Below are 549 nucleotides of genomic sequence, written 5' to 3'. Positions count from 1 at the left end.
CGATGCCGACCAGACTCAGAATACCTTCGTCTTGCATTTGCTGGACACGCATCCGAATTGTTTTCTCCGTGACGCCGAGGTCCTTTGCGATTTGAGTAAATGGCAGTCGTGCATTTTCCTGCAAGGCCCGTATGATGCCGTAATCGGTATCGTCCAATTCGGGATAAAGCGAACGGCGGAACACCTCTTCCATATAATCACACCTTTATTCGTCTTATTTTTCAAAAATACAACCTTCAAGCAGTACATTTATAGAAAATACAGTCGAATTACGTAATTACGAATTTCGACAACATGCAACATTTATTCAGAAAATTTATTGTTGAAAGCATTTTCATTTTTTTATTTTCGTTAATGATATTATTTAGATAAATAAATAAAACAGCCTCTCCATTTTGAAGAGGCTGTCTGCTTTCATTCTCATTTACATGGAACGTTTCAAGTGGAACAAGTAGCGATTTCGGATGATCCAGAAGTAGATTCCCTGAACCACTACAAAGCTGAGCAGCACAATCGCTGTTGGCTTCACTACGGATGTAATCAACAAGA

The 549-nt window shown here is 39.3% G+C and carries 1 protein-coding gene; it reads right to left on the bottom strand.

What is annotated here, in order from left to right; all coding sequences use genetic code 11:
• The coding region (locus SB775_RS27360; protein WP_410864276.1) for an Lrp/AsnC family transcriptional regulator at nt 1–193 on the bottom strand (193 nt) is incomplete at its 3' end.
• Nucleotides 194–549: the final 356 nt, after the last annotated feature.

Source organism: Peribacillus sp. SIMBA_075 (genome assembly GCF_046534585.1).
Note: the sequence above shows the minus strand (reverse complement) of the source record. Positions and strands in the feature narration are given on the sequence as shown.